Annotated in this window: 14 protein-coding genes and 1 tRNA gene; 6 read left to right on the top strand and 9 right to left on the bottom strand. The window is 67.7% G+C overall.

Annotated features, from left to right (window positions below; translation table 11 throughout):
• Positions 1 to 109 precede the first annotated feature (109 nt).
• From AQJ91_RS08955 to dnaA, 9 genes are all read right to left on the bottom strand, one after another.
• A tRNA-Ile gene (locus tag AQJ91_RS08955) sits at positions 110 to 186 on the bottom strand.
• Between the two features lie 88 nt (positions 187 to 274).
• The gene (locus AQJ91_RS08950) at positions 275 to 1,078 is read right to left on the bottom strand and encodes a DUF3566 domain-containing protein (protein WP_067018248.1); all 804 of its coding nucleotides are present in this window, start codon (positions 1,076 to 1,078) and stop codon (positions 275 to 277) included.
• A gap of 17 nt (positions 1,079 to 1,095) precedes the next feature.
• The gene (gene gyrA / locus AQJ91_RS08945) at positions 1,096 to 3,690 is read right to left on the bottom strand and encodes a DNA gyrase subunit A (protein WP_067018246.1); all 2,595 of its coding nucleotides are present in this window, start codon (positions 3,688 to 3,690) and stop codon (positions 1,096 to 1,098) included.
• Between the two features lie 42 nt (positions 3,691 to 3,732).
• Positions 3,733 to 5,808 carry a DNA topoisomerase (ATP-hydrolyzing) subunit B gene (gene gyrB / locus AQJ91_RS08940; protein WP_067018244.1) on the bottom strand — a complete coding sequence of 692 codons (2,076 nt, stop codon included), beginning with the start codon at positions 5,806 to 5,808 and terminating at the stop codon, positions 3,733 to 3,735.
• Between the two features lie 400 nt (positions 5,809 to 6,208).
• Positions 6,209 to 6,748: a DciA family protein gene (locus AQJ91_RS08935; protein WP_067018242.1), complete on the bottom strand. Its 540-nt coding sequence runs from the start codon at positions 6,746 to 6,748 to the stop codon at positions 6,209 to 6,211.
• Complete coding sequence (gene recF / locus AQJ91_RS08930; RefSeq protein WP_067018240.1) at positions 6,745 to 7,902, bottom strand: DNA replication/repair protein RecF; 1,158 nt, start codon at positions 7,900 to 7,902, stop codon at positions 6,745 to 6,747. The genes AQJ91_RS08935 and recF overlap by 4 nt, the downstream gene beginning before the upstream one ends.
• A 51-nt stretch (positions 7,903 to 7,953) precedes the next feature.
• The gene (gene gnd / locus AQJ91_RS08925) at positions 7,954 to 8,829 is read right to left on the bottom strand and encodes a phosphogluconate dehydrogenase (NAD(+)-dependent, decarboxylating) (protein WP_067018239.1); all 876 of its coding nucleotides are present in this window, start codon (positions 8,827 to 8,829) and stop codon (positions 7,954 to 7,956) included.
• A gap of 136 nt (positions 8,830 to 8,965) precedes the next feature.
• Positions 8,966 to 10,096: a DNA polymerase III subunit beta gene (dnaN, locus tag AQJ91_RS08920; protein ID WP_067018237.1), complete on the bottom strand. Its 1,131-nt coding sequence runs from the start codon at positions 10,094 to 10,096 to the stop codon at positions 8,966 to 8,968.
• A gap of 859 nt (positions 10,097 to 10,955) precedes the next feature.
• Entirely contained in the window at positions 10,956 to 12,830 is a 1,875-nt protein-coding gene (gene dnaA, locus AQJ91_RS08915; protein ID WP_079084784.1) for a chromosomal replication initiator protein DnaA, read from the bottom strand.
• 375 nt (positions 12,831 to 13,205) lie between these two features.
• Between dnaA and rpmH the strand changes: the two genes are divergently transcribed.
• From rpmH to rsmG, 6 genes are all read left to right on the top strand, one after another.
• On the top strand, positions 13,206 to 13,343 hold the full coding sequence (rpmH, locus tag AQJ91_RS08910; protein WP_005482975.1) for a 50S ribosomal protein L34: 138 nt from the start codon (positions 13,206 to 13,208) through the stop codon (positions 13,341 to 13,343).
• A gap of 21 nt (positions 13,344 to 13,364) precedes the next feature.
• Positions 13,365 to 13,736 (top strand): ribonuclease P protein component, encoded by a 372-nt coding sequence (rnpA, locus tag AQJ91_RS48960; protein ID WP_079084783.1) that lies wholly within the window; start codon positions 13,365 to 13,367, stop codon positions 13,734 to 13,736.
• On the top strand, positions 13,733 to 14,086 hold the full coding sequence (gene yidD / locus AQJ91_RS08900; RefSeq protein WP_067018232.1) for a membrane protein insertion efficiency factor YidD: 354 nt from the start codon (positions 13,733 to 13,735) through the stop codon (positions 14,084 to 14,086). The genes rnpA and yidD overlap by 4 nt, the downstream gene beginning before the upstream one ends.
• Positions 14,087 to 14,089: 3 nt before the next feature.
• Positions 14,090 to 15,352: a membrane protein insertase YidC gene (gene yidC / locus AQJ91_RS08895; protein WP_067018231.1), complete on the top strand. Its 1,263-nt coding sequence runs from the start codon at positions 14,090 to 14,092 to the stop codon at positions 15,350 to 15,352.
• Between the two features lie 15 nt (positions 15,353 to 15,367).
• A complete protein-coding gene (locus AQJ91_RS08890; protein ID WP_067018228.1) occupies positions 15,368 to 15,880 on the top strand; it encodes a Jag family protein in 513 nt (170 codons plus the stop codon).
• 125 nt (positions 15,881 to 16,005) lie between these two features.
• Positions 16,006 to 16,722, top strand: a complete 717-nt coding sequence (gene rsmG, locus AQJ91_RS08885; RefSeq protein WP_067018226.1) for a 16S rRNA (guanine(527)-N(7))-methyltransferase RsmG — start codon at positions 16,006 to 16,008, stop codon at positions 16,720 to 16,722.
• Positions 16,723 to 16,888 lie beyond the last annotated feature (166 nt).

Here is a 16,888-nt window from a genome sequence, read left to right as displayed (position 1 = left end):
CCCCGTCGCCAGCGATCGGGTCTTTTCATGAGCTGATGCCGACCTTGGACGCCATGAATGCCGTGAATGTCAAAGACCCCCAGGTGGGATCACCTGGGGGTCTTCGGGCTGGTGGGGCTAACAGGATTTGAACCTGTGGCCTCATCCTTATCAGGGATGCGCTCTAACCAACTGAGCTATAGCCCCGCCGCGCTCTGCGGTGTGTGTCCCGCGCGCTGACTCCTGAAGATTAGCGCACGACGCGGGCAGTCCCAAAATCGGTTCTCGCGGGCCCTCACTCGTCCTCGGCGAGCGTCAGCTCGACGCCGCCCACGAAGCCCGCGGACAGGTTGTAGATGAACGCGCCGAGCGTCGCCAGCGCCGTCGCGAGGACGACGTCGATGACCGCGATGATCGACGTGAACATCAGGACGTTGGGCAGCGACAGGAAGGACTGCAGGTCGAAGCCGTTCGACTCGTTCGAGCCGGTCGCCTCGGAGATGGTGCCGCCGACCGTCGAGAAGACGCCCATCGCGTCCATGACCATCCACAGCACGGCGGACGCGACGATCGTGCAGATGCCCAGCGCGATGGAGAGCAGGAAGCTGACCTTCATCACCGACCACGGGTCGGCCTTCGCGACGCGTAGCCGCGCCTTGCGGGTGCGTGGCGTCGTACTCGCCCCGGTGCGCGGCCGGCGTACCGCTGCCGCTGCGGCGGCCGGAGCGGGCGTCTGGTAGGCCTGCGGCGGGTGGTAGGGCCCCGCCTGCTGCTGCGGCTGCCGTTCCCCCGGCAGCGGAGAGGCCGCCGGCTGCCCGGCCTCGGGCCGGGGCTGCGGCTGCGCGCCCGGAGCAGCCGAGCCCGCGCCGGCCGCGTACTGCTGGGTCTGCGGGCCTCGGGTGTCCGTCACAGTTCCCCCTTGGGATCCATGAGTCTCGTGCGAAGACGAGGGTGATTGCGAGTCGGTCGCGGGTACCTTGACCGCCTTCAACTGGGTCGTGTGCGAATCTGTGGCATGCGCGGCGGAGCCACGGCCGCCGCCGTCCGTCTCCGTACCCCTAGGGGTACCGGCCGACCCGGCGCCCGTGGCTCCGCTCACGTGACTCACTCCTCGTCCTACTCGGCCGAGGGCGCCTCACCCTCGTCCGTGCCGGTGGTCGCGACACCCTCGGCGGTCTCGTCGACGGCCACATCGCCGTCGACCTCCTCCGCCTCGCGTCCCGCCTCGGCGTTACGTGCGATACCGACGACGGCATCGCGCTTGCCCAGGTTGATCAGTTGGACGCCCATGGTGTCACGGCCCGTCTCCCTGACCTCATTGACTCGCGTACGAATCACACCGCCGCCGAGCGTAATGGCGAGGATCTCGTCGGTCTCCTCGACCACCAGCGCCCCGACGAGCGATCCGCGGTCCTCCACGATCTTGGCGGCCTTGATGCCGAGGCCACCGCGACCCTGGACGCGGTACTCGTCGACGGCGGTCCGCTTCGCGTATCCGCCGTCGGTGGCAGTGAACACGAACGTACCGGCTCGAACAACATTCATCGAGAGCAGCTCGTCTCCCTCGCGGAAGCTCATGCCCTTGACACCCGAGGTGGCGCGGCCCATGGGACGCAGACTGTCGTCCGTGGCCGTGAACCTGATCGACTGTGCCTTCTTGCTGATCAGAAGCAGATCATCGTCTGCCGAAACGAGTTCGGCCCCGATCAGTTCATCGTCTGAACCGTCCGCCGTTTCACGCAGGTTGATCGCGATGACACCGCCGGAACGCGGCGAATCGTAATCCTTCAGAGGCGTCTTCTTCACCAGTCCACCCTTTGTGGCGAGCACCAGGTACGGCGCCGCCTCGTAGTCGCGGATGGCGAGGATCTCGGCGATCGCCTCGTCCGGCTGGAAGGCCAGCAGGTTCGCGACGTGCTGTCCACGCGCGTCACGTCCGGCGTCGGGCAGCTCATAGGCCTTGGCCCGGTAGACCCGGCCCTTGTTGGTGAAGAACAGCAGCCAGTGGTGCGTCGTGGACACGAAGAAGTGGTCGACGATGTCGTCTTCCTTCAGCTTCGTGCCGCGTACGCCCTTGCCGCCGCGCTTCTGCGCCCGGTAGTCGTCCGTCTTCGTGCGCTTGACGTAGCCGCCACGCGAGACGGTGACGACGATGTCCTCCTCGGCGATGAGGTCCTCGATGGACATGTCGCCGTCGTAGGGCACCAGCATCGTCTTGCGGTCGTCGCCGAACTTCTCGACGATAGCGGCGAGTTCGGCGCTGACGATGCCGCGCTGACGGACCGGCGAGGCGAGGATCGCGTTGTACTCGGTGATCTTCGCCTGGAGTTCGTCGTGCTCCTGGATGATCTTCTGGCGCTCCAGGGCGGCGAGGCGCCGCAGCTGCATCTCGAGGATGGCGTTGGCCTGGATCTCGTCGATCTCCAGGAGCTCCATCAGGCCGCCGCGCGCGATGTCGACGGTGTCGCTGCGCCGGATCAGCGCGATGACCTCGTCGATGGCGTCCAGGGCCTTGAGCAGACCGCGCAGGATGTGCGCCCGCTCCTCGGCCTTGCGCAGCCTGAAGCGCGTACGGCGGACGATGACCTCGATCTGGTGCGTCACCCAGTGCCGGATGAACGCGTCCAGCGACAGCGTGCGCGGGACGCCGTCGACCAGCGCCAGCATGTTGGCGCCGAAGTTCGACTGCAGGTCGGTGTGCTTGTAGAGGTTGTTCAGTACGACCTTGGCGACCGCGTCCCTCTTGAGCACGATGACGAGACGCTGACCGGTACGCGAGCTGGTCTCGTCCCGGACGTCCGCGATGCCGCCGATCTTGCCGTCCTTGACCAGGTCGGCGATCTTCTGCGCGAGGTTGTCGGGGTTGGTCTGGTACGGCAGTTCCGTGACCACCAGGCACTGGCGGTTCTGGATCTCCTCGACCTCGACGACCGCGCGCATCGTGATCGAGCCACGGCCCGTGCGGTACGCCTCCTCGATGCCCTTGCGGCCGACGACGAGCGCGCCGGTCGGGAAGTCGGGGCCCTTGATGCGCTCGATCAGCGCGTCCAGGAGCTCCTCGTGCGAGGCCTCCGGGTTCTCCAGGTACCACTGGGCACCGGCCGCCACCTCGCGCAGGTTGTGCGGCGGGATGTTGGTTGCCATGCCGACCGCGATGCCCGCCGAGCCGTTGATCAGCAGGTTCGGGAAGCGGGCCGGCAGGACGGTCGGCTCCTGGGAGCGGCCGTCGTAGTTGTCCGTGAAGTCGACGGTCTCCTCGTCGATGTCACGGACCATCTCCATCGACAGCGGCGCCATCTTGCACTCGGTGTAGCGCATGGCGGCCGCCGGGTCGTTGCCCGGAGAGCCGAAGTTGCCGTTGGAGTCCACCAGCGGCATCCGCATCGACCACGGCTGCGCGAGGCGGACCAGGGCGTCGTAGATCGAACTGTCGCCGTGGGGGTGGTAGTTGCCCATGACGTCGCCGACCACACGTGCGCACTTGTAGAAGCCGCGCTCGGGGCGGTAACCGCCGTCGTACATCGCGTACAGCACGCGGCGGTGGACGGGCTTGAGACCGTCCCGGACGTCCGGCAGCGCACGCGAGACGATGACGGACATCGCGTAGTCGAGGTACGAACGCTGCATCTCCGTCTCGAGCCCGACGGGCTCGACACGCATCGCGAGTTCGCCGCCCTCTTCAGGGCTGACAGAAGTGTTCTCGTCGGTCATTGCTGGTGAAGATCCTTCCTGGTGCGGTCAGCTGAGACCGACTCAGATGTCGAGGAACCGGACGTCCTTGGCGTTGCGCTGGATGAACTGGCGGCGGGCCTCGACGTCCTCGCCCATCAGGACCGAGAACAGGTCGTCGGCCTGAGCGGCGTCATCGAGGGTGACCTGGCCGAGGACGCGGTGCTCCTGGTCCATCGTCGTGATGCGCAGCTCCTCGGCGTTCATCTCACCGAGACCCTTGAAGCGCTGGACCGAGTCGTCCCTGATCCGCTTGCCGTTCTGCCGGCCCAGCTCGATCAGGGCGTCGCGCTCACGGTCCGAGTAGGCGTACTCGAAGTCGTCCCGGCCCCACTTGATCTTGTACAGCGGGGGACGCGACAGGAACACGTGTCCGGCCTCGACCAGCGGCCGCATGAAGCGGAACAGGAAGGTCAGCAGCAGAGTGTTGATGTGCTGGCCGTCGACGTCGGCGTCCGCCATCAGGATGATCTTGTGATAGCGGAGCTTCTCGATGTCGAAGTCCTCGTGGACCCCGGTGCCGAAGGCCGAGATCAGCGCCTGGATCTCCTGGTTCTGCAGGATCTTGTCGATCCGCGCCTTCTCGACGTTGAGGATCTTGCCCCGGATCGGGAGGATCGCCTGGTACTGCGGGTTGCGGCCGGACTTGGCCGAGCCGCCGGCAGAGTCACCCTCGACGATGAAGATCTCGCACTTGATCGGGTCGTTCGACTGGCAGTCGGAGAGCTTGCCCGGCAGGGACGCCGTCTCCAGCAGACCCTTGCGGCGGGTCAGGTCCCGGGCCTTGCGGGCCGCCACGCGCGCGGTGGCCGCCTGGATGCCCTTGCGGACGATGTCCGCCGCCTCGACCGGGTTGCGGTCCAGCCAGTCGTTGAGGTGCTCGTAGACGGCCTTCTGCACGAAGGTCTTCGCCTCCGTGTTGCCCAGCTTGGTCTTGGTCTGGCCCTCGAACTGGGGCTCGCTGAGCTTCACCGAGATGATCGCGGTCAGACCCTCGCGGATGTCGTCACCCGTGAGGTTGTCGTCCTTCTCACGCAGCAGCTTCTTGTCGCGCGCGTACTTGTTGATCAGGTTGGTGAGCGCCGCGCGGAAGCCCTCTTCGTGCGTACCGCCCTCGTGCGTGTGGATGATGTTGGCGAAGGAGTACACACCCTCGCTGTAACCGCCGTTCCACTGCATCGCGACTTCGAGGGAGAGGGCCTTGTCCTTGTCCTCGGCCTCGAGGTCGATCACCGTCGGGTGCACCACGTCTCCCTTGCGGGAGTTGAGGTACTTCACGAAGTCGACGATGCCGCCCTCGTAGTGGTACGTGACGGTCTTGACCTCGGCGGTCTCGTCCGCGCCCGCCTCGTCCGCCCCGGAGGTGGCCTTCGCCGACTCGCGCTCGTCAGTGAGTTTGATCGTCAAACCCTTGTTGAGGAACGCCATCTCCTGGAAGCGCCGCGAGAGCGTCTCGAAGGAGTACTCCGTGGTCTCGAAGATGTCACCGTCGGCCCAGAAGGTGACCGACGTGCCGGTCTCCTCGGTGGCCTCGTGCTGGGCGAGCGGCGCCGTGGGGACGCCCATCTTGTAGTCCTGCGTCCAGCGGCGGCCGTCGGTCCTGACCTCGACCGCGACCTTCGCCGACAGCGCGTTCACGACGGAGACACCCACGCCGTGCAGACCACCGGAGACCGCGTAACCACCGCCGCCGAACTTGCCGCCCGCGTGCAGCACGGTCAGCACGACCTCGAGGGCCGGCTTGTTCTCGGAGGGGACGATGCCCACCGGGATGCCACGGCCGTTGTCGACGACGCGCACGCCGCCGTCGTCGAGAATCGTCACGTCGATGGTGTCCGCGTGGCCGGCCAGCGCCTCATCGACCGAGTTGTCGACCACCTCGTACACGAGGTGGTGAAGTCCTCGCTCACCGGTCGAACCGATGTACATACCGGGTCGCTTGCGGACCGCGTCCAGACCCTCGAGGACGGTGATGGCGCTGGCGTCGTACGCCGTGGCCACGGGTGAGGCCTCGGCGACTCCGGCCGGGGCCTCGGTGGACGGGATGTTCTCGTTGGGGTTGCCGGAATCGGCCACGAAGCGCCCTTTCTGGCACAGCACAAGCCAGGCTCGTCGGCGGGTTGCCGGAGCGGCTGCGGCATGTTGCGTTGGTAAGCCTTGATCAGCGTTGCTCAGCTTTTCCCGGACGGTCCCCACGAATGGGGCGGGATTGGCTTCCAGTCTACCGGTAGCGCCGACAGTGATGGGGGTTTGCCGGTACCTGAGTCCTCATGTGGCGCCCTGAACCCGGCTCGGCCGACTCCCGATATACGGATGGGGGCTCCAAGAGGCTCACGGAGGCACTCAGCGCTTCCAGGTGTCAACCCTTTGCTACTTGGGAGTCAGGTCGCGATCCGCCACCGCGTCCGGTAGCACGACGAGACGGCCGTCGGCGGTACATCCGGGCCGCCCACGACCATCGATGTGATGTCTGTCACCTGCTGACAGAGGTGGGAAAGGATCATCCGTAGGTGTCGCCGGGCCCCGTGCTGCCGGGGGCCCGCAGCGGACCATAACGGCGCGCGGGACCACCCGGACCGTTCACCTTGATCATCGTCACCGCGCCGTGCCCGAGGTCCTCGTTCAGGCGCGCGACCAGCTGCGGAGCCAGCAGCCGCAGGTTCGTCGCCCAAGCCGTCGAGTCGCAGCGCACGACCAGAACCCGCTCGTCCTCGTCGTACTTCTCCGGCACACAGTGCTTCGCCAGGTCCTCACCGACGATCTGCGGCCAGCGCCCCATCACGCCGCCCACCGCGGCCGGCGTCTCCCAGCCGCGCTCGTCGATCAGACGGTTGATGGCGGCACCCAGCGCCATCGGGTCGCGCCCGTCAGCGCGCGCGCCAGAGCGCAGGCCGCCACGCCGCGCCTGCTTCTTCTGCTGCGCCGCGTCCCCACGCGCGCGTGCCTGCTCCTTCGCCGCCCGCAGCGCCACGCGCGCGAGGTCGACGCCCGACGGCTCGGCGCCCTTCTTCGGGCCCTCTCCGGTGGGCTGCTCGCTCATACGCGCTCCACAGTCCCGCCCGACACGGTGTACCGCGCCCCCGTCAGCACATGCGGCACGTCGTCGTCGACCGCGGCGGTCACCAGCACCTGCTCACCCGGCGCCACCAGCTCGGCCAGCCGCTCCCGGCGCCGGGCGTCCAACTCGGCGAACACATCGTCGAGAACGAGCACCGGCTCATTCCCCTCGGCCCGCAGCAGGTCGTACGACGCAAGCCGCAGCGCCAGCGCATACGACCAGGACTCGCCGTGCGACGCGTACCCCTTGGCGGGCAACTGACCGAGTTTGAGCAGCAGATCGTCCCGATGAGGACCTACGAGGGTGACGCCCCGCTCGATCTCCTGCTTACGGGCCTCGGCGAGCGCCGCCATCAGCTGCTCGAACAGATCGTCGCGCGTGTGCGCCTCGCCGGGCGCTGACGGCTTGTACTCCAGCGCGACCGGGCCGCCACCGGGGGCCAGTTGTTCGTACGCCTTGTCGGCCAGCGGCTGGATCGCGGCGACCAGATCGAGCCGCTGCGCGAGCAACTCGGCACCCACGCGCGCGAAATGCTGGTCCCACACGTCGAGGGTGGACAGGTCCGCCCCCACGCTCGAATCCGCTCGCGCGGGAGGTGCCCCCCTCCGGCCGCCGTGCCGCCGTGCCAGCGCGGCCGTCTTCAGCAGGGTGTTGCGCTGCTTCAGCACGCGCTCGTAGTCGGACCGGACGCCGGCCATGCGCGGGGAGCGGGCGGTGATCAGCTCGTCCAGGAACCGGCGCCGCTCACCGGGGTCGCCCTTCACCAGCGCGAGATCCTCCGGCGCGAACAGGACGGTACGGACGATGCCGAGCACATCACGGGGTCTGACCTGCGACGACCTGTTGACACGGGCACGGTTCGCCCGGCCGGGGTTCAGCTCCAGCTCGACCAGCTGCTGCCGCTCGCCCTGCTTGACCTGCGCCCGGATGACCGCCCGGTCGGCGCCCATGCGGACCAGGGGGGCGTCCGAGGCGACGCGATGGCTGCCGAGCGTGGCGAGATAGCCGACGGCCTCGACGAGGTTCGTCTTGCCCTGACCGTTCGGGCCGACGAAGGCGGTGACGCCCGGATCGAGCGGGACTTCGACCCGGGCGTACGAGCGGAAGTCGGCCAGCGACAGATGCGTCACGTGCATGGTCGGTCGCCGGCCTCCCCCAGCTTGTGGACTGCTGAGCAGCCCTGTGGATTACTTCGTCTCGACCGCGTGGCCGCCGAACTGGTTCCGCAGCGCCGCGATCATCTTCATCTGCGGAGAGTCCTCCTGGCGCGACGCGAACCGCGCGAAGAGGGAGGCCGTGATCGCGGGCAGCGGCACGGCGTTGTCGATGGCGGCTTCCACAGTCCAGCGTCCCTCGCCGGAGTCCTGTGCATAACCGCGCAGCTTGTCCAGGTGCTCGTCCTCGTCGAGGGCGTTCACCGCCAGGTCCAGCAGCCAGGAACGGATGACCGTGCCCTCCTGCCAGGAGCGGAAGACCTCGCGCACATCCGTCACGGAGTCGACCTTCTCCAGCAGCTCCCAGCCCTCGGCATAGGCCTGCATCATCGCGTACTCGATGCCGTTGTGGACCATCTTCGCGAAGTGGCCGGCGCCCACCTTGCCCGCGTGCACCGAGCCGAAGTCGCCCTCCGGCTTCAGGGCGTCGAAGACCGGCTGCACCTTGGCAACATTCTCCGCGTCGCCGCCGTACATCAGCGCATAGCCGTTCTCCAGGCCCCAGACACCGCCGGAGACACCACAGTCGACGAAGCCGATGCCCTTGGCGGCCAGCTCCTCGGCGTGCTTCTCGTCGTCCGTCCAACGGGAGTTCCCGCCGTCCACGACAACGTCACCGGGCTCCAGGAGCTCGGCGAGCTCGTCGACGGTCGACTGGGTGGCGGCACCGGCCGGCACCATCACCCACACGACGCGCGGACCCCTGAGCTTGCCCACAAGCTCTTCCAGGCTGTGGACATCCGCGAGGTCCGGGTTGCGGTCGTATCCGACGACGGTGTGGCCCGCGCGGCGGATCCGCTCGCGCATGTTGCCGCCCATCTTGCCGAGGCCGACGAGACCGAGCTCCATCAGTTGTTCCTTAGGTTGCTGTGGCGTGAGTGGCACCTTCGTACCCACGTCCGAGCCTAAACCCGGACGCTCACGCACACCTGTGGGCATACGCGCTCAAACGTACGCCCCGACCTGCAGGTTCTCTGGAGCGCGGTCAGCCGCTCAGACGCACAGGCATGATCAGGTACTTGTAGGCCTCGTCCGCCTCGGCGTCCACCGCGGGCTTGCCGCTGAGCAGCGCCGGCTTCGTGGACGTCGTGAAGGACAGCTGGGCCACCGGGGAGTCGATGGCGCTCAAGCCGTCCAGCAGGAACGTCGGGTTGAAGGCGATCGAGATGTCGTCGCCCTCCAGCTGGGCGTCCACCCTTTCCACAGCCTGTGCGTCGTCGCTGGAGCCGGCCTCCAGGATCAGCACGCCCTGCTCGAAGCTGAGCCGCACCGGGGTGTTCCGCTCGGCGACCAGGGCCACACGCTTGACGGCCTCCACGAAGGGGGCGGTCTCGATCACCGCGACGCTGTTGAACTCCGTCGGGAACAGGGTGCGGTACTTCGGCAGGTCGCCCTCGAGGAGACGCGTGGTCGTACGCCGGCCCGCGCCCTCGAAACCGATCAGGCCCTCGCCGGAGCCCGAGCCGGACAGCGCCAGCGTGACGCTGTCGCCGCTCGTGAGGGCCTTGGCGGTGTCCAGGAGCGTCTTGGCGGGGACCAGGGCGACCGCGGACGCCTCGGGGTTCTCCGGCTTCCACAGGAACTCACGGACCGCGAAGCGGTAACGGTCGGTGGACGCCAGCGTGACCGTGTCGCCCTCGATCTCGATGCGCACACCGGTGAGGACCGGCAGCGTGTCGTCACGGCCGGCCGCGATGGCCACCTGGGCGGCGGCGGAGGCGAAGACCTCGCCGGGGACCGTGCCCGTGGCGTTCGGCATCTGCGGCAGCGCCGGGTACTCCTCCACAGGCAGTGTGTGGAGGGTGAACCGCGAGGAGCCGCAGACCACCGTCGCACGTACACCGTCTGTGGAAATCTCCACCGGCCGGTTGGGGAGCGCGCGGCAGATGTCGGCGAGCAGACGGCCCGAGACGAGGACCGTGCCCTCCTCGTCGACCTCGGTCTCCACCGACACGCGTGCGGAGACCTCGTAGTCGAAGCTGGACAGGCTCAGCTGGCCTTCCTCGGCCTTCAGCAGGAGGCCGGCGAGGACCGGCGCCGGCGGGCGGGCCGGGAGGCTGCGCGCCGCCCAGGCCACGGCCTCCGCGAGTACGTCGCGTTCCACCCGGATCTTCACTGTTGCCGCCTCCTGCTGTTGCCGGCGCTTCTCGGCCTGCCTGGCTTCGTCGTCTGTCTCGGTGTCGTCGGTCCCTGTGAGGGGAAGGGCACCGGGGACCAGTCTGACGCACGGCACTGACAGTAGGTGCCTCTCGGGGTCAAGTCGTGACGAGGGGCAGCCGGGAGCCGGACGGCGAGTTGTGCACAGGACCCCCTTCGAAACGGATTCCCAGCTCTCTCTAGTCGGGAGTAGTAGTAGGGCCTGTGGAAACCGTGGATAACCCTGTTTTCCCAGCTCAGAGTGGAAATTTTGTCCACCGGCCCTGTGGGCGGAAGCAGTGGACAACTCAGGGTCTCTGTGGAGAACGGAAAGTTCTGCACACCCCATGCACAGCCTGAGGCGAGTTCTCCCCAGCGCCGTCCCCAGCTTTACCCGCCTTTCCCACAGCCCAACCCGGCACCTTCATGTGACGCCTTTCACTCGACTCGGTGAGGAGGCGCGTCGCGTTGCCGAACAGTGGACAGCGATGTGGAGAAGCTGGTGATCGCTGGGGACAACCGGCCTCAGCCTGTGGGTTGCCGGTGGACAACTTTCTGCACAGCCTGTGGATGATCTCGCTGTCCACAGGCTGTGGAGATCGTTCGTCCACCAATCCACAGCCACCTGACCTGGCCCGATGGTCTCCCGGCAGAGGGCTCTGTGGACACAGTCTGGACAACTTCCCAGTCCCCAGGGTGTGGACGGGAAAAAGTGACCAAATCTGTGGAGAGTGGCCGTAACACGGCCGCCAATCGAACAGCGGGCGCCCGCGGCATGACGAAGGGCGCCCTCCGGATCTCCTCCGGAGGGCGCCCTGGACGCCGTACGGCCGGCTTCGTCAGCCGTTCTTGATGCGGTTCGTGAGCTCGGTGACCTGGTTGTAGATGGAGCGCCGCTCGGCCATCAGATTGCGGATCTTGCGGTCGGCGTGCATCACCGTGGTGTGGTCGCGGCCGCCGAACAGCGCGCCGATCTTCGGCAGCGACAGGTCGGTCAGCTCGCGGCACAGGTACATGGCGATCTGCCGTGCGGTCACCAGCGCGCGCCCGCGGGAGGTGCCGCACAGGTCCTCGACGGTGAGCCCGAAGTAGTCCGCCGTCGCGCTCATGATGGCTGTCGAGGTGATCTCGGGGGCGGAGTCCTCGCCGCCGGGGATGAGGTCCTTGAGGACGATCTCCGTGAGGCCCAGGTCGACCGGCTGCCGGTTGAGCGACGCGAACGCCGTCACCCGGATCAGCGCGCCCTCCAGCTCGCGGATGTTGCGCGAGATCCGGGAGGCGATGAACTCCAGTACCTCCGGCGGGGCGTTGAGCTGTTCCTGGACCGCCTTCTTGCGGAGGATCGCGATGCGCGTCTCCAGTTCGGGCGGCTGGACGTCGGTGGTCAGACCCCACTCGAAACGGTTCCGCAGCCGGTCTTCCAGCGTGACCAGCTGCCTCGGCGGCCGGTCGGAGGAGAGCACGATCTGCTTGTTGGCGTTGTGGAGTGTGTTGAAGGTGTGGAAGAACTCCTCCTGCGTCGACTCCTTGTCCGCCAGGAACTGGATGTCGTCGACGAGCAGGATGTCCATCTCGCGGTAGCGCTTGCGGAAGCTGTCGCCCTTGCCGTCGCGGATGGAGTTGATGAACTCGTTGGTGAACTCCTCGGAGCTCACGTACCGCACGCGGGTGCCGGGGTAGAGGCTGCGCGCGTAGTGCCCGATCGCGTGCAGCAGGTGTGTCTTGCCGAGTCCCGACTCCCCGTAGATGAACAGCGGGTTGTACGCCTTGGCGGGTGCCTCGGCGACGGCGACCGCGGCCGCGTGCGCGAAGCGGTTGGAGGCGCCGATGACGAACGTGTCGAAGAGGTACTTCGGGTTGAGGCGGGCGGTCGGCTCCCCGGGGCCGGTGGCCGGCGCGGGCTGTGCGGCGAGCGGGCCGGGGGCGCCGGTGGTGGGCAGGACGGAGCCGACGGGGCCGCCGCGGTGCACATGTCCGGAGCCGGAGGACGCCTCGGGCAGATCGCGGCGGGCGTCGCGCTGGTCGTAGTCGGAGCGCGGCTTGTCGTAGTCGGGCCGCTGCTGGTCGTAGTCGCCGCGTTGGGAGTCGTAGGAGGGTCGCTCCATGGACTGCGGGCGGTAGTCCTGCGGGGGGCCGTAGGGGTCGCGGCTGTACGAGTCCTCGGACGGGGAGGCGTACGGGTCGCGCTCGGGGAAGCCGAGGCGCTGCTGCTGCCAGCTGTAGTCGTCCTGCTGGGGGCGCGGCCAGCCGCCGGGTTCGGGGCGCTGGTACTCGCTCGGGTAGGTGGGGCGGGCGGTGGGCAACTGGTCGCCGGGGCCATGCTGCTGGCGGTCGTCGGCGCGGTGGCGGCCGTAGCTCTCGTACGAGGGGAGCTCGGGCTCCTCGTAGCGCTGCTGGCGCTGCTGGGTGGGGGGTGCCGGTGGGGCGGGGGGTTCGCCGGCGGAGTCGTCGACTGTGATCGCGATGCGGATCGGGCGGCCGCATTCGCGGCTCAGGGTGTCGCTGACGATGGGGGCGAGGCGGCCTTCGAGTACGCCCTTCGCAAACTCGTTCGGTACGGCGAGCAGCGCGGTGTCGGCGACCAGCGCGAGGGGCTGACAGCGCCGGATCCAGTGTTCGTCCTTGCCCTCGACCCCCTGCCCGCGGCCTTCACCGAGGAGTTGCTCCAGTACTCGTGGCCACACTGCGGCAAGATCGGCAGGTACGTCAGCCACAGGGCACGCTCTCTCATGGGTCCCACGAACGTGTGGTTCGGGACGGGGTCGGGATTCAAATGGGGTGGGGCAGGTTCAAGGGAACGAATCGGAGTTCAGCCACGGTAGTCAGGGCGGCGGGTACGGTTCAAGTTGTTGTCCCCAGCCTGTGGACAGTGTCTCCTAGTGGCCCTTCGTTTGACCGGATGGCGTAGCCCCGCGTACCGTAACCAGGTCGAGTTGTCGATGGCTGCTGCCGCCTGCCTCCGATGGGCACAGATCGCGTCAGGTGATCGGGAAGCGGTGCACTCGGGCGTTAACGCGAGCTACTCGTGGGCGCACGGTGACAGCTAGGACGGCACCCCGCCACTACCGATTGATTTCTGGAGCCCCCGAGTGAGCAAGCGCACCTTCCAGCCGAACAACCGTCGTCGTGCGAAGACCCACGGCTTCCGCCTGCGGATGCGTACCCGCGCCGGCCGCGCGATTCTCGCGAACCGCCGCAGCAAGGGCCGCGCCAGCCTGTCCGCCTGATCCCGATCAGGTCATGACGTCGTGCTGCCTACCGAGCATCGGCTGAGGCGGCGCGAGGACTTCGCGACTGCGGTACGCCGAGGAAGCCGGGCTGGACGCCCGCTTCTCGTCGTCCATCTACGTAGCGGTGCAACGAACCCGCACGCGCCTGGGGAGAGCGCTCCCCCGACGCGTGCGGGTTTCGTCGTCAGCAAGGCCGTGGGTGGTGCTGTCATACGCAACAAGGTGAAGCGCAGGCTTCGCCATCTGATGCGTGACCGAGTCGACCAGCTGCCCCCCGGTAGCCTGGTAGTCGTACGAGCGCTGCCCGGTGCGGGCGACGCCGACCATGCACAGCTGGCCCGAGACCTGGATGCCGCTCTGCAGCGGCTGCTGGGAGGGGGCGCGCGATGAAGTACCCACTGCTGGCTCTGATCAAGCTGTATCAGTGGACGATCAGTCCGCTGCTCGGGCCGGTGTGCAAGTACTACCCGTCGTGCTCCCACTACGGCTTTACGGCCATTGACCGGCACGGTGCGATCAAGGGCACGGCGCTCACCGCCTGGCGCATCCTGCGGTGCAATCCGTGGTCGCTCGGCGGTGTGGACCATGTCCCGCCGCGCAAGCGCCCGCGGTGGCACGAGATGCTGCGCAACGCGTGGCGCGCACGCAAGGGCGGGCCCTCCGCCGCCGAAACGGCCATCGGGGAGAATTCTTCTTCGAGCCCGGCCGCAGAGACCCCGTCCCATGCCCAAGGAGCATGATTAGTGGACACGATTGCCAGCCTCTTCAGCTTCATCACGACACCCGTCTCCTGGGTCATTGTCCAGTTTCACACGGTGTACGGCGCCCTCTTCGGCGCTGACACCGGGTGGGCCTGGGGCCTGTCGATCGTGTCCCTGGTGATCCTGATCCGCATCTGCCTGATCCCGCTCTTCGTGAAGCAGATCAAGGCGACCCGGGCCATGCAGACGCTGCAGCCCGAGATGAAGAAGATCCAGGAGCGCTACAAGAACGACAAGCAGCGTCAGTCCGAAGAGATGATGAAGCTGTACAAGGAGACGGGCACCAACCCGCTCTCCTCGTGCCTTCCCATCCTCGCTCAGTCGCCGTTCTTCTTCGCGCTGTACCACGTCCTCAACAGCATCGCGTCGAACGACACCGTCGGCTTCATCAACACGAGCCTGCTGGAGAGCGCGCAGAAGGCGCATATCTTCGGTGCCCCGCTCGCGGCGAAGTTCACCGACAGCTCGGACAAGGTCGCGGCGCTCGACGCCTCGCTGACCAGCGTCCGGATCGTCACCGCGATCATGATCATCCTGATGTCGGCGTCGCAGTTCTACACGCAGCGTCAGCTGATGACGAAGAACGTCGACACCACGGTGAAGACGCCGTTCATGCAGCAGCAGAAGATGCTGATGTACGTCTTCCCCATCATGTTCGCCGTCTTCGGTATCAACTTCCCGGTCGGTGTCCTCGTCTACTGGCTGACCACCAACGTGTGGACCATGGGCCAGCAGATGTACGTCATCCACAACAACCCGACCCCGGGTTCCAAGGCCCAGGCCGCTTACCTGGAGCGCTTGTTCAAGCACGTCACGCACCACGGCAAGACGCGTGGCCGTGGTGAGAAGGCCGTCGTCAAGGCCATCGTGGCCAAGGGACGCGACCGCAACGAGTTCGAGCGCAAGTTCATCAACGGTCTGAACAAGTCGGGCCTCGTGGCCCAGGCCGACGGCACCGTGGCGAAGGGCGAGGCCCAGGCCGTCGAGGCCGAGGACGGTACGACGACGGCGACCGGCGCTCCCAAGCGTCAGCAGCCCAAGCGGCAGAGCAAGTCGCAGCGCCAGTCCGGCGGTCCCAAGGGGGCCGGCGACGCCTCGTCGTCGACGCCCACGTCGCTGACCAAGTCCGACGAGCCCGAGGACGCCAAGCCCGCCGCCAAGAAGCAGGGCCCCGGCACCCGCAGCAAGGCCCAGTCCGGACAGCGCAAGGGCCCGCAGCGGCCCAAGTCCCCGTCCAAGAAGTAAGAAGGAGTCCATCCCGTGACGGAAGGCACCACCTCCGCCGCTGCCGAGGGTGCAGACACCCTGACCCGCCTGGAGCAGGAGGGCGAGATCGCGGCGGACTACCTCGAGGGTCTGCTCGACATCGCCGATCTCGACGGCGACATCGACATGGACGTCGAGGCCGATCGCGCCGCTGTCTCGATCATCAGTGACGCGGGCGGCCGAGATCTGCAGAAGCTGGTCGGGCGGGACGGCGAGGTGCTCGAGGCGCTCCAGGAGCTCACGCGCCTGGCCGTGCACCGGGAGACCGGGGACCGCAGCCGGCTGATGCTGGACATCGCGGGCTACCGCGCCAAGAAGCGCGCCGAGCTCTCCGAGCTGGGGGCCAAGGCCGCTGCCGAGGTGAAGAGCAGCGGTGAGCCGGTGAAGCTGAAGCCGATGACGCCGTTCGAGCGCAAGGTCGTGCACGACGCGGTCAAGTCCGCGGGTCTGCGCAGCGAGTCCGAGGGCGAGGAGCCGCAGCGCTTCGTCGTTGTGCTTCCGGCCTGATCGGTCCGTACGTTCCTCCGGCCCCGTCTGTTGCGCAGACGGGGCCGAACTTTGTCAGCCTGATAGTTCTGGTGGTTCTCGTGACCGGCGCCGGGTCGCCGGCGCGGTACGGAAGGACGGTCCCCGTGACGGAGGCAGCGGAGCTTCCCCCTGCGCCCGAGCAGGCACGCGAGGTGTTCGGCGATCGCTTCGCGGATGCGGTCCGCTATGCGGAGCTGCTCGCCGAGACGGGCGTGCAGCGTGGCCTGATCGGCCCGCGTGAGGTGCCCCGACTGTGGGAGCGGCATCTGCTGAACTGCGCGGTGCTCTCGGAGGTCGTGCCCGAGGGTGTGACCGTGTGCGATGTGGGCTCGGGTGCCGGCCTGCCCGGGATTCCCCTGGCACTGGTCCGGGAGGACCTGAAGATCACTCTTCTTGAGCCGCTGCTGCGGCGTACGAACTTTCTGACCGAGGTTGTGGAGCTGCTGGGCCTGGACCATGTGACGGTCGTGCGCGGCCGGGCCGAGGAGGTCATGGGGAAGCTGCCGCCGGTGCACGTCGTGACCGCGCGCGCCGTCGCTCCACTGGACCGGCTGGCCACCTGGGGCATCCCGCTGCTGCGCCCGTACGGCGAGATGCTCGCGCTCAAGGGGGACACCGCGGAGGAGGAGCTGAAGAGCGCGGCGACCGCGCTGAGCAAGCTCGGTGCGGTGGAGACGTCCATCCTTCATGTCGGTGAGGGCGTCGTGGACCCGTTGTCGACGGTCGTCCGGGTCGAGGTCGGGGAGAGCCCGGGCGGTGTGCGCTTCGCGGCGAAGCGGGCGAAGGCGGCTCGGACGGGTCGGACGCGCAGGCGGCGCTGATCCGTCCTGGCGGCGAGACGTACTCCACACAAGCTGCCAAACCAATGCATGCCGGAGTGTCGCGACAGTTCGGCCGCAGTAGCTGTGCATCGTGTTTCACGTGAAACGTCGCTCACTGCTGCACGGCATCATCAGCCGGGGCCGGGCCGCGGCCGAACCCCGCGAC

Origin of the sequence: Streptomyces dysideae, from assembly GCF_001514305.1 — a bacterium.
Classification (GTDB): Bacteria; Actinomycetota; Actinomycetes; order Streptomycetales; family Streptomycetaceae; genus Streptomyces; species Streptomyces dysideae.
Note: the sequence above shows the minus strand (reverse complement) of the source record. Positions and strands in the feature narration are given on the sequence as shown.

Coding starts and splice junctions, on each gene's coding strand:
- yidD (WP_067018232.1), top strand. CDS start 13,733: ATGAAGTACCCACTGCTGGCTCTGATCAAGCTGTATCAGTGGACGATC.
- gnd (WP_067018239.1), bottom strand. CDS start 8,829: ATGGAGCTCGGTCTCGTCGGCCTCGGCAAGATGGGCGGCAACATGCGC.
- recF (WP_067018240.1), bottom strand. CDS start 7,902: ATGCACGTGACGCATCTGTCGCTGGCCGACTTCCGCTCGTACGCCCGG.
- gyrA (WP_067018246.1), bottom strand. CDS start 3,690: ATGACCGACGAGAACACTTCTGTCAGCCCTGAAGAGGGCGGCGAACTC.
- AQJ91_RS08935 (WP_067018242.1), bottom strand. CDS start 6,748: ATGAGCGAGCAGCCCACCGGAGAGGGCCCGAAGAAGGGCGCCGAGCCG.